This window comes from Actinoplanes sp. NPDC024001 (genome assembly GCF_040638955.1).
GTDB lineage: Bacteria > Actinomycetota > Actinomycetes > Mycobacteriales > Micromonosporaceae > Actinoplanes.
On record NZ_JBEZZB010000224.1, the window covers coordinates 1,413 to 13,369 of the forward strand.

At 73.5% G+C, this 11,957-nt stretch carries 9 protein-coding genes; 3 read left to right on the forward strand and 6 right to left on the reverse strand.

What is annotated here, in order from left to right; translation table 11 throughout:
* Positions 1-156: 156 nt before the first annotated feature.
* On the forward strand, positions 157-681 hold the full coding sequence (locus tag AB0F81_RS46465) for a response regulator transcription factor (RefSeq protein ID WP_360209994.1): 525 nt from the start codon (positions 157-159) through the stop codon (positions 679-681).
* Here AB0F81_RS46465 and AB0F81_RS46470 read toward each other — a convergent pair.
* Positions 563-1,306, reverse strand: coding sequence for a MerR family DNA-binding transcriptional regulator (locus AB0F81_RS46470; RefSeq protein ID WP_360209996.1), 744 nt, complete (start codon positions 1,304-1,306; stop codon positions 563-565). The genes AB0F81_RS46465 and AB0F81_RS46470 overlap by 119 nt on opposite strands.
* 12 nt (positions 1,307-1,318) lie before the next feature.
* A complete protein-coding gene (locus AB0F81_RS46475; protein ID WP_360209998.1) occupies positions 1,319-4,543 on the reverse strand; it encodes a BTAD domain-containing putative transcriptional regulator in 3,225 nt (1,074 codons plus the stop codon).
* Positions 4,544-4,673: 130 nt separating this feature from the next.
* Here AB0F81_RS46475 and AB0F81_RS46480 point away from each other — a divergent pair, with 130 nt between their 5' ends.
* On the forward strand, positions 4,674-5,552 hold the full coding sequence (locus tag AB0F81_RS46480) for an alpha/beta hydrolase (RefSeq protein ID WP_360210000.1): 879 nt from the start codon (positions 4,674-4,676) through the stop codon (positions 5,550-5,552).
* A 48-nt stretch (positions 5,553-5,600) separates the two neighbouring features.
* Here AB0F81_RS46480 and AB0F81_RS46485 read toward each other — a convergent pair whose 3' ends face one another.
* A complete protein-coding gene (locus AB0F81_RS46485) occupies positions 5,601-5,753 on the reverse strand; it encodes a hypothetical protein (RefSeq protein ID WP_360210002.1) in 153 nt (50 codons plus the stop codon).
* On the opposite strand from AB0F81_RS46485, the gene AB0F81_RS46490 reads away from it, so the two are divergent.
* Entirely contained in the window at positions 5,752-5,964 is a 213-nt protein-coding gene (locus tag AB0F81_RS46490) for a hypothetical protein (RefSeq protein WP_360210004.1), read from the forward strand. The genes AB0F81_RS46485 and AB0F81_RS46490 overlap by 2 nt on opposite strands.
* A 13-nt stretch (positions 5,965-5,977) precedes the next feature.
* Here the strand turns inward: AB0F81_RS46490 and AB0F81_RS46495 are convergent, their stop codons facing one another.
* From AB0F81_RS46495 to AB0F81_RS46505, 3 genes are read right to left on the reverse strand one after another with little or no spacing between them, the layout of a single operon-like run.
* Entirely contained in the window at positions 5,978-6,988 is a 1,011-nt protein-coding gene (locus tag AB0F81_RS46495; RefSeq protein ID WP_360210006.1) for an MsnO8 family LLM class oxidoreductase, read from the reverse strand.
* Positions 6,989-7,000: 12 nt separating this feature from the next.
* Positions 7,001-8,707 (reverse strand): ABC transporter ATP-binding protein, encoded by a 1,707-nt coding sequence (locus AB0F81_RS46500; protein WP_360210008.1) that lies wholly within the window; start codon positions 8,705-8,707, stop codon positions 7,001-7,003.
* Positions 8,700-11,825: a type 2 lanthipeptide synthetase LanM family protein gene (locus AB0F81_RS46505; RefSeq protein WP_360210010.1), complete on the reverse strand. Its 3,126-nt coding sequence runs from the start codon at positions 11,823-11,825 to the stop codon at positions 8,700-8,702. The genes AB0F81_RS46500 and AB0F81_RS46505 overlap by 8 nt, the downstream gene beginning before the upstream one ends.
* Positions 11,826-11,957: the final 132 nt, after the last annotated feature.

An 11,957-nucleotide genomic window follows, 5' to 3' on the forward strand; every position in this document is an offset into this window, starting at 1 on the left:
CTTCAGTGAACGGGGAGCGGCATGGCAGGTCAGCGACGGCACCGATATTTCAGCAGATCCCTGCGCGGGGCGGCGCCGGGCGGCGCGCGCGGTGGTTCGGGGGGCCGGGTCACCCCCCCCCCCCCCCCCGCGGGGGGGCGCCCCCACGGCCAGAGCGTGCAGGACGACGGCTTGGACGTGCTCGATCAGCTGCGCGCGCTGAGCGCCCCGCCCGCCATCGCCATGCTCACCACCCTCGCTCCGCCCGACCTCGTGCTCGAGTCCCTGCGCGGCGGCGCTTGCGGTTTCCTGCTCCGCGACAGCCAGCCTGAGCAGCTGGTCGCCGCGGTGCGCGCCCTCGCCGAGGGCAGCATCGTCCTGGCCCCGGAGGCTTCTTCAGTCGTGGTGCGTGCCGGCTGCCGGGGCGCGGCCTCAGGCTCCAGCTCGCCGGCCGGTGACCGGGTCAAACAGCTGTCCGACCGCGAGCAGAGCATCCTGCGCCTGCTCGGCGCGGGCTTGACCAACGCTGAGATCAGCCGCCAGCTGTTCCTCAGCGCGGCCACGGTCAAGGAGCACGTGAGCGTCATCCTCGGCAAGCTCGGTGTGGCGAACCGAGTGCAGGCAGCAGTCCTGGCCTACGCTTCCGGCCTGTCCGCCGACGACCTCGCCGGCCCGCATGCGGGTGGCGCTTTCGCGGGCTGACGGGAATCCATGTCGGCGAGTGCGCAGGCGCGGCGGACTCGCCGATCGGCGGCGTGATCAGCGCCGACAGCGGCGCCGCTTCGTGCCGGACCGCGGCGGCTTCCTGCCAGGCTGCGCGTGGCTTCCTGCCGGGCTGCGCGTGGCTTCCTGCCGGGCTGCGCGTGGCTTCGTGCCGGGCTGCGCGTGGCTTTCTGCCGAACCGTGGCCGGCCCCCTTCGGGAAGGACAGTGCCCGGGGGCGGCCGCACAGTAGCGGCTGGCGTGGCCGGCGCGGCGGTTCGCTGCCTCTGAGCTGCTGTTATGCCGCATGCGCATCTATGCCTGGCCGCCCACGGGCGCGCAGCGCCGCGGCGAACCAGGCGAACAGCGGCGCCGCGGGCGGCGGCGGAGACCTTCGCCATCCGGTCGACCAGCCGGTGGGCCTCGTCGTCGTCGCAGCGGGCGACTGAGGTGAGACGAGCGACCGCGGCCCCGTCGAAGAGGCGGTAGCCGCCGGCGGGCCGGCCGCTGGGAACGAGCAGCCCGCTGTCCGACCAGTAACGGAGGGTGTGCACCGTCAGCCCGGTGCGCCGGGCCAGCTGCCCGATCGCCAGAGAATTTCGCATGCCCACACGATCAACCCTCATACCGCTCGAGACTCAAGCCGTATGCTCCACGTTCTTGCTCAGGCCGGCCGCTTCCATAGCCCGTAGGTGGGCAGCCACCGGTCCCAGGCTGAACACTCCGGTGCCGGCGGCCAGCTCATCGGCGGCCGGCAGGAGCTCGGCGTGGGCCCGCCGCATGACCTCCCGATCGTCGAGCAGGAGCGCTGCCCGCGCGGTCAGACAAGCCCGCGCTTCCCGCAGAAGGTCATGCGGGGATGCCGGCAGTGCGCGTAACGCCGCGGCGGCCTCCGCCCGTCGTCCGCCCGCGAGCAGCACCAGTGGGCGAACCCACGGCTCGTGCGGGCCCCAGTCCGTGCGCGCCCACTCATCGTGGTGCCGTGCCAGATCTCCGGGGTCGGGGCCGGGAACGCCGAGGCGCAACGCGAGCAGGGCCAGCGGTAGCAAGCCCGGCTCCATGCCGGCGATGCCGCTGCCTCGCAGATGTGCGTCGGCCTCACGGTAGGCGGTTTCGGCCGCTGCGGGCCGGCCGTCGACGGCGAGCCGCAGCCCCCGGTACCAACCGGTGAAGGCTGCGGCGAGGGGGAGGTCGTAGCGTGCGGCGAGGGCGTCGACGGCGGCGGCGTCCGCGTCGGCGGCGGTGAGGTCGCCGAGCGCGCTGTGCGCCTGCAACCGGATCAGATGTCCCAGCACCTGGAAGGTGACCAGCTCATGGCGGTCGGCCACGGCGACCAGTTCGGCGCCGATGGCGGCGCGCTCGGCCGCCAGCCCACAGCGCCCGAAGGTGTGCATGAAACGGGCGTTGAGCGCGAACGACAGCAGAGCGGGATCGCCCGACCGGCGTGCCAGCACCTCGGCTTCGCGGGCGGCGTCGTCACCGCGGCCGTCGCGGATGCCGCGCGACTCCAGGGCGACGAGACTCAGCAGGCGGCTGCGCCGATGAAGATCATCGGCCGGTAGCTCGCGCAGGCATCGGCGCGCGACGTCGACGACCCGGGCGGACAGGACTTCGTCGTCGTTGCTCGTCCAGATGGCCGGCACGTCGAAGGCGGCGAGGACGTCCGCGGTCAAGGCGGCGTCGCCGACGTCCTCCGCCGCGTCGATGGCGGCAGCGCGGTGACGGCGAGCCTCGTCGAGGTGGCCGGTGACAGCCAGCGCCCGGCACCAGCCCATGACCGCGACGAGGCGTCCGGCGACGTCGCCGTCGTCAGCGCGGTCGTGAGCGGCCACCGCCTGACGCCAGAAGCGGGCGGCCTCGTGCGAGCCGGCACGACGTTCGGCCTGCTCAGCCGCAGCGCGGGCATACCGTGCGGCCCGGGGTGCGGTGTCGCGGGTGGCGGCGCGATCGAAATGGTGGGCCAGCACGGCGACGTCGTGCGGGTGCAGGCGCTCGGCGGCCGCACCGGCGATCGCGTGCCAGCGAGCCCGGCGCAGTGCGGACAGATCTTCGTAGAGCGTGTCGCGTACCAGGATGTGGGTGAATCGGAGCTGCTCGGCCCGCTCGGTCAGGAATCCGGCGTGCACCGCGCCCTCGACGGCGTCGAGCAGTCCCGTCTCGTCGTCCACCAGCGCGGAGAGCACCTCCGGGTCGACATCGCGGCCCAGAATCGACGCCTTGCGCAGCACCTGCTGCGCGGCTTCGGGCAGTTGCGCCAGCCGGTGGCGGATCACGTCGCGCACCCCGGCCGGCACCGAGTTCAGCGCGGCCCGCCCGTCGGTGTGCAGCACCCGGGCCAGTTCGCGGACGAAGAAGGGATTGCCGCCGCTGCGGCGGTGCAGGATCCGTACGGCGTCGTCATCGAAAGTCCGGCCGGTGACCGCGTGAGCGAGTTCACCGGTCGCCCTCTCGGTCAGCCCGCCGAGGTAGAACCGGGCCGGCTCGGTCCGGGCGAAGGAGGCCAGCGCCGCGGTGAGCAGCGGGGTGATCGCCGCAGCGCGGAACGTGCCGAGCACCAGCACCGGTCCCCGCACCGCCTCGGGAACGCTCACCAGCGCGGTGATCAGGCCCAGGGTGTCCTCGTCCATGTGATGCAGATCGTCGAAGACCAGCAGTACCGGTGCCCGGGCAGCGGCGGCCTCGACCAGCGACACGACCGCACGGTGCAGGTGGAACCGGGTGGCCACCGGATCCTGCGCGGGTGTCCCGGCGAACAGGTCGGAGGTGCCCAGTGCCGCGGCGATCTGGGTGGCCGGCCACGCGATCGGTGCTCCGGCATGTTCGGGACCGTGGCCCCAGGCGCTCAGCCAGCCGGCCGACTGCAGCCGCTGGGCCAGGGTCTCGGCCAGAGCCGACTTGCCGGAGCCGGGGTCTCCGGAGATCAGGGCCAGCCGGGGCCGGTGGCGGGCGGCGACGTCGTCGGCCAGCGTCGCCAGCTGAGCGAGTTCGTCCTCGCGGCCGATGAGCGGTCGCGGATCGGCCGCGGCGGGACCGGGCGCATCGACGCCGGGGGAGACCACGGCGGGCTCCGCTGACGGGATCAGATGCGGCGCCTGCACCAGGATGTCGTTCTCCAGCCGGCGCAACCGTACGCCGGGGTCCACGCCCAGCTCAGCGACCAGGGTCTCGCGCGCCCTGCGCAGCGCGCCGAGCGCTTCTCCTTGCCGTCCCGAGCGATACAGCGCGGTGGCGAGCAACTGCCAGGCGTCCTCGCGCAGCGGGAATGCGGCGACGTGCGCCCGCAGGTCGGTGACGGCGTCCTCGGCTCGGCCGAGATCGAGCAGGGCCTCGGCCCTGCGTTCGACCGCCAGCAGGCGGAGTTCGCCGAGCCGGTCGATCTCGCCGCGAGCCCAGGGTTCACCGGTCCACTCCGGGTACGCGGGACCCCGCCACATCGCCAGCGCCGCGTCCAGCCGGGCCAGTGCCGTCGCCGCCTGTCCCGCGGCCAGCATGTCCCTGGACCGGGCGACCGCCTCCTCGAAGCGCCAGGCGTCCACGGCATCGAGGTCGGCGTGCAGGGCGTACCCGGGTGGCGCGGTCACCAGCAGCGTGGGTGGCCGGCGCGGCGGCCGGTCCGGCTCCAGCGCCCGTCGCAGGTCGCCGACGAAGGTGCGGATGGCGCCCACCGCGCCGTCCGAGGGTTCCTCCCACAGATCGGTGATCAGTTGATCGACAGGTACGACGCGTCGCCGGGCGATGAGCAGGCGGGCCAGGACGGCACGCTGCCGGGCGCCCCGCAGTGCGATCTCGCCGCGCTGGTTGGCGGCTTCGATCGGCCCGAGCACACCGAACGTCACGGTTCCCGCCGGTGTCTGTGCCTTCATGATCCCCATCTAAGCAGGCAGCGCGCGAGGTCCCGCGCTGCTGATTCGCTACTGACCGTCCACTGATCGACGGCGCGCAGGATCGTCCCGCACCGCCAAACAGGCGGAGCGTCAGTGGAAAGGCTCACCGATGACCATCAAGATCAGTGGCTTCGACTATCGGCGCGTCGACGTCGCCGACGGCGTCGCCCTCAACACGGCAGTCGCCGGCACCGGCAGCCCGATCGTCCTGCTGCACGGCTTCCCGCAGACGCACCTGATGTGGCGGCACGTCGCCGCCGACCTCGCCGCCGACCACACCGTGATCGTCCCCGATCTGCGCGGTTACGGCGACAGCGACAAACCGGCCGACCCGGACGGCAGCGCGTACTCCAAGCGGACCATGGCGGCGGACATCGTCGCGCTGGCCGCAGCCCTCGGCCACGACCGGTTCGCGCTGGCCGGACACGACCGCGGCGCCCACGTCGCCATCCGTGCCGGGCTCGACCACCCGGAGGTCGTGACGCACCTGGCGTCGCTGGACGTGCTGCCCACGCTCGACTCGTGGGACATCCTGCGCGGCCGGAGCGCCGCCGTCGGCTTCCACCTGTTCCTGATGGCACTGCCGCCGGGCCTGCCCGAGCAGATGATCGGGGCCAGCGCCGACGCGTTCTTCGGGTACTTCCTCGACACCTGGGCCAACAACCCGGACGCGATCCCGGCCGACGTGCGCGAGGCGTACCTGACGGCGTCGCGCAACGCGGTGCCGTCGATCGTCGCGGACTACCGCGCCACCGCGGGCATCGACATCGAGCACGACCAGATCGACCGCGCGGCCGGACGGCAGCTGACGATGCCGGTGACCGTGATCCAGCAGGACTGGGGTTCGGCGCTCGGCTTCGACGCGGCCGCGCTGTGGCGGCCCTGGGTAGCCGACCTGGACCACCGTACCGTCACCAGCGGCCACTTCATGGCCGAGGAGTCACCGGCGGAGATCGTCAAGTCGCTGCGCGAGCTGCTGACGCGCTGACCGGGCGACGCCACGGCGGCCCGGGCCCGGGGCCCCGGGCCCGGCCGGTCAGCGGGGCTCTCCAGCGAGGCCGAGCAGTGCGTCGGCGATGAACAGGTCCTGCAGAGCGATGCCCGAGCTGTCGAAGACGGTGATCTCCTCGCCGGCCGCGCCGCCCGGCGGCGCGGCCGGCGAGAGCGGCGTCCTGCGGGCTCCCGTCATGGCCGCAGCCGGGACCGGCGTCTGCGGGTGGATGCCGGTCGGCGGCTATGCGGTCCTCATGTTCGCCGGGGCTCCTCGGGGCGAGGAGTACGGCCAGGCATGGTACGCATGGTTCCTGCAACCGGGACCGAGCATCGTCGCGTGGGCCGTGGCCGCGGGTCTGATGGTGGTCGGCGCCGTCACCTACGCCCGCCGCGGCCCGGCCGGCTGAGCTTCCCCGGCCGTCATGCGGTGGGCAGATCGAATTCGGTGGCCAGCAACTCGTAGGAGCGGCGCCGCGCCTCCAGGCCGGGGCAGTTCGTGGTGAGCATCGCCTCGGGGACGTCGTAGACGGTCAGGAGACGGCGGATCTCCTTGCCCACGGCGGCGGGCGTGCCGGACAGCTGCAGGAAGGGGCGGCTCTCCCGCAGAGCACGGTCCTCCTCGGTCAGCCGGTAACGGCGGGCGTCCTCCAGATTGGGGGCGCCGCCGCGATAGTCGTCGGTCAGCTGGACCTGGGCGCGCCAGCCCGTCGTGCAGGACATCCAGAAGCACGTGGCCAGTTCCTCGGCTTCGGCGTCCGACTCGGCGCAGAGCACGCGCAACGCCAGCATGGGGCGCGGCGACGACAACCACGGCGACGGGCGGAAAGCCGCACGATAGGCCTCGATCGCCTCGGGGAGCTCTTCGATCGCGATGAACTGGGCGAAGCAGAACGGCAGGCCCAGCATGCCCGCCATCCGGGCGCTGCCGGCGCCGGAGCCGAGCATCCACGGCACCGGCGGGTCGGGCACCTCGGGGGTGACCGAGACCCGGCTGACGGTTCGCGAGTCGCCGAGGAAGCCGAGCAACCGGCCGACCTGTTCGAGGAACGCTTCGTCGGTGCGCAGGGCGTACGGATTGAGCAACTCCGCCATGGCCGGCGGCCCACCGGGACCCCGCCCGAAGCCGAGATCGATACGCCCGGGGCTGAGCGCGGACAGAACCCGGAACGTCTCGGCCACCTTCAACGGGCTGTAGTGCGGCAGTAGCACACCCCCGCTGCCGACCCGGATCCGGCTGGTGGCGGCGGCCACCGCGGCCGTCACCACCTCCGGTGAGGCGCACGCGTTGGCCGCGCTGCCATGGTGTTCGGCGATCCAGAAACGCTGGTAGCCGTACTCCTCGGCGCTTCGCGCCAGTGCGACCGAGTCGCGGACCGCTTCGGCGGGGCTGCCGTCGCGGAACACCGGTACCTGGTCCAGCACGCTGAGCATGGTTCCTCCTCGTCAGGTCAGCAGCTGCCGGTCGGCGAGCTCGCGGTAGAGCGGGTCGGCAGTGAGCAGTTCGTCGTGCCGGCCGGCCGCGGAGGTGCGGCCCCGGTCGATGACGACGATGTGGTCGGCGCGCACCACGGTGGCCAGCCGGTGGGCGACGACCAGCAGGGTGCGGTCGGCGGCGTACGTCGCGAGGGTGTCCTGCAGGGCCTGTTCGTTGCGCGCGTCCAGGTGGGCGGTCGGCTCGTCGAACAGCAGCACGGGCGCGTCGGCGAGCAGGGCGCGGGCGACGGCCAGGCGTTGCCGTTCGCCGCCGGAGAGCAGTACGCCACCGTCGCCGACCGGCGCGTGCAGGCCGGCCGGGTCGCGGGCGATCACCGGGTCGAGGTTCACGGCCGCGGTCACCGTTCGTACGGTCGCGTCGGGTGCGTCGGGCGCTGCCAGCGTGAGGTTGTCGCGCAGCGTGCCGGCCAGCACCGGCGCTTCCTGCTCGACGTAACCGAGGGTGGCGCGCAGGTCGGCGAGCGGGTATTCGCGGATGTCGCGGCCGTGCAGCCGGATCTCACCGCCGGTGACCTCGTAGAGCCGGGCGATCAGCGCGAGGATCGTCGACTTGCCCGCCCCGGACGGGCCGACCAGGGCGGTGGTCCCGCCGGCAGGGACCTGGAAGGCGACCTCGCGCAGCACCGGCGCCCCGCCGGGATAGCGAAAGGACACCCGGTCGAACTCGATCGCCGGCACCGGCCGCAAGCCGGTTGAGGAGGGCGGCCGGATCGGCAGGGTCTGTTCCTCGTCCGGCAGGGTGAGGATCTCCTGGATGCGGGTGACGGCGCCCCGCCCGCTCTGCACCTGCGTCACCGCGTCCGCCACCTGCGCCAGCGGCAACGCCAGGGTGAACAGGAACAGCGTGAACGCCACCAGGTCCCCGATCCGCATGTCGCCCTGCGCGACCCGGAACCCGCCGAACCCGATCACCGCGACGAACGCACCCTGCAACGCCAGCCGCACGACCGGCCCGATCTGGGCGGAGACCAGCGCGAGGCGTACCCCGGCTCGGCGTGCGCGGTCGGCGACGCCGGTCACCTGGTCGGTCTCGCGCTGCGTGGCCCCGGCCACCCGGATGGTGCGCACCGCGCCGAGGGCGCGGGTCAGGGCGGCGGCCAGGCCGCCGACCGCGTCCTGCACCGAGGCGCTCAGCGGCGCCAGCTTGCGGCCGATCAGGCGTACGCCGAGCGCGCCCACCAGCACCGGCAGCAGGCTGACGCCGAGCAGCACCGGGTCGATGACCGCCATCGCGACCAGGGACCCGGCGACCAGCAGTGATCCGCTGACCAGGTCGACCACGCCCGAGGTGAACATCGAGCGCAGCAGCAGCGTGTCCGCGCTGACCCGCGACACCAGGTCGCCGGACTGCCGGTCGTCGTAGGCGCTGACCGGCAGCCGCAGCAGGTGGGTGATGAGCGCCTGCCGGGTGTCGAACACGACCGCTTCGCCGGTGCGCTGCAACAGGAACTGCTGCACCGCGCCGAGCACCGCCCCGGCGATCAGGACGACGGCCACGAGCGCCGCCGCGGCGCCGTCCGGTGGGGTGGTCAGCACCTCGCGGATGAGGAACGGCTGGCTGAGCTGCAGCCCGACCCCGGCGACGGCGAGCGCCCCGGCCACGAGGAGTTTCCCGCGGTGCCGGGAGACGCTGCCGCGCAGCAGGGAGCTAGTCACGGGGCGCTTCCAGCCATGCCACCGCGGGCACCTGCGCCGGGTGGGCGAGCCGCAGCAGGTTCAGGCAGATGCCGGCGGTGCCCAGCATCAGACCGGGCATGTGGATGTCCCCGACCAGCCCGCAGCGGATGCCGTTGTCGCGGATGTCGCCGACCACCGAGGTGGCCAGCGCCGCGTGCCCGGCCGGTGCGAAGCCGCTGCGCTCGGCCAGGTCGAACAGGGCCAGCGCACCGAAGTCGCCGTGGCAGATGCTGTGGTTCTGCCCGAATCCGTGCGCGGCCACCAGCGAGAGCGCCGCCCGCGCCTCCTCGGCGATCCGCTCGTCCGGTTCGTCGCGGTGGATGAGCAGGCGGGACAGGCCGATGCCGGCCGCGCCGTGGCACCACAGCGCCGGGTACGAGCCGGTGCCCGCCATCTCCGGCCGCAGGTCCCGCCACGCGCCGTCGGCCGGAACATAAAGGTTGCGGTCGAAGTCCACGGCGCGCCCGGCGAGTTCTCGCAGCGACGGGTCGCCGAACTCGGCGGCGAGCCGGTACAGCGGCCAGGCGATGCCCGCCGCGCCGTGCGAGAACCCGCCGAGCAGCGGCCCGCCGGGGGTTGCGGGCCAGCCTGCCGCGCCGTCCACGTCGACCGCGCCGGCGGCGAGCCGTTCCGCGCAGATCGCCGCGACCTCCCGCAGCCCGGCGATGCGGTGCCGCCGGTGCAGGTCCAGGGAGATCACCGCGCATCCGGCGAGTCCGGCGATCAGATCCGGGCAGTCCTCGCGGGTGGCGCTCTCGCGCAGCCAGGGGACCGCTTCCGCGATGGCGTCGAGGTACGCGGTCTCCCCGGTGGCGTGGGCGACGTGGTCGAGGGCGTAGAGCAGCCCGGCCGTGCCGCTGTAGGCGCCGACGGTCTCGGCGATGCGGTGCTGGGCCAGATAGCGCAGGTAGCCGGCGACCGGCCGGGCGGCGCGGTGGGCCAGGTCCAGGTAGCGGTCGCTGCCGAGGGTGCGGGCCGCGTACGCGTACGTCAGCGCCAGCCCGGCCACCCCGTCGTAGAGCCCGGTCGCCATCGGCTTGTAGCTGTAGGTCTCCTGCGCGACGCCCTCGATGCTGACACCGATCCAGGACACGTCGTCGGCGCCGAGGATCGCCTCGTCGGCCAGGCGCCGCGCGATCCGGTCGGCGAGGACGGCGGCGTCCGCGTCGTCGCCGACCGGTCGCGGCCGGGCGGGACCCCCGGCCGTCGGGCGAGGGCCGGGCATGGTGGCCATCGAGTCGCGGATGATGCGCACCTGGGCGGCCCGGTGCACCGGGCCGAACTCGGCGAGCCGCTCGGTCAGCACGGTGACGGCCGGCGCGGCGAAGAACCGCGGGTGCAGCCGCATGGTGGCGGTGCGGACCTCGCGGGAGCCGGCGATGCCGCGGAAGCAGGGGATGTCCCCGGCGAGCAGCTGCCGTTTCTCCGACTCGATGATCGGGATCAGCTCGGGGCGGGCGTCCGCGGCGGTCCACAGCTTGTCGAGCAGCCGGTCGCGCGCGCTGGCGTCGCGCAGATAGTCCGGGTGGTAGCTCTCGGTGAGGAAGATGCTGTAGCGGCGGGTCGGTCGCGGCAGGTAGCGCACCTCGACGTCGTCGAAGCCGCGCAGCAGCCGGTCGAAGTCGTCACGGTGCGCGACCATGAGGTCGTAGGCGTCGGTGAACCCGGCGACCACGTCGCCGGTGTGCTCCCACGGCCGCACCTCCCGGCCGGCCAGGGCCGGCCGGTTCAGCGCGCCGGCCATCTGCGCCTCGACCGCTTCCAGGCGGGCCACATCGGTGTACGGGTCGACGACGCGCGGCACCGGCCGGGGCGCGGTCTGGGGTTCCCCGCCGCCGATGGCGCTGACGTCGACGCTCGTGCGCTGCCGGCCCCCGAACGCGCGGGCCGGCAGGATGCCGATCGCCAGCACGCTGCGGTTGAGCAGGTCGAGCGCTTTCCCGTACGCGTCCTCGGCGGTCTCGCCCAGCTCGCCGGACTGCAGCACCGTCTCCAGGTCGATGGGGGTGAACGAGGAGCCGGCGGCGATCACGTTCTCCATGTGCATGTCGACGCCGCCGAGCAGCAGCATCGCCGCGAGCACGGATCCGGCCCGCCGGTAGAAGTCGCCCAGCTCACCCGCGTCGGCGCACGGCGCGGGCCGGACGAACTCGCACCACCCGTAGTCGCCGCGGTCCAGCACCCGCGGGGCGCTCACCGGCACCCGCAGCCCGTGCCGGGTGAGCTCGGCCATGGTCTCCGCGTAGGCCCTTTCGGTGCCGACCGGCCGTGGTTTGTAGACCAGATCGGTGCCGTCGTCGAAGGTCAGTTGGGCGACGGCGCGGCCACCGTTGTGCGGGTCGCCGAGATCCATCCGTACGCCGGCAAGCGTGGTCGCCGTCGGCGGCAGCAGGCCGGCGGCGCGCAGCCGGGTCTCGTCCGCCGACAGGCGGTCGAACAGTTCGGTGGTGTGCGCGACCCACCGGCGCCCGCACTCGACCAGGCTGCGGCCGAGGACCGGGTATTCGCCGAACAGGGCCGACAGGTAGGCCGGGTCGGTGAGCAGCCGCTGCTCGTAGTCGTCGTAGCGCTGCTGCGGGCTGGCGCCCTCGAGCCGCCCGTGCACCCGCGCGACGTTGAGTTCGAGCAGCAGGGTGCGGGCGGCGATGGCGAGCAGCCGGTTGGCCAGCGACTCCAGCAGCGGGCGGCGCAGCGCACCGGGGGCCGGGCGGGGGAGCCGCTGCTCGTAGTAGGCGAGGAACGGGCGCAGCAGGCCGCTGAAGGGGAGCCGGTCGAAGCCCTGCGACCAGAGTTTGGTGGTGAGGTCGAGGCCGGTCACGTCGCCCGGGTCGGTGGTGAGCACGGCGGTGAGTTCGCCGGCCCAGCCCAGCACGGCGTCGGGGACGGTGAAGTCGGCGCCGGTGAGCAGCCGGCCGAAGGTGGCCCGGTTGATTCCCCATTCCCGCAGTCGAATGTCGAGAACCCGGTCGTCGAGAAAGGCGGAATCGCGCCACGAATCGATGCGCGCGTCCGCGGCCGGTTCCGGGGGACTGTTTCCGGTCACCGCCCGTTCGTGGAGATAGGCGCTGTCGCGTACCGAAGAGAATTGAAGTGACATGGCTGCCTCCCGCCGGAACCGGAAATGGGCGGCCCGGGGGGGGGGGTGGCCGCCCCCGGGCGAGACCGAGGGAATATGAGAAGGGGCCGGAAACGGGGGCGCGAACGCTAGGAAGGGTGGCCACCCCCGCGC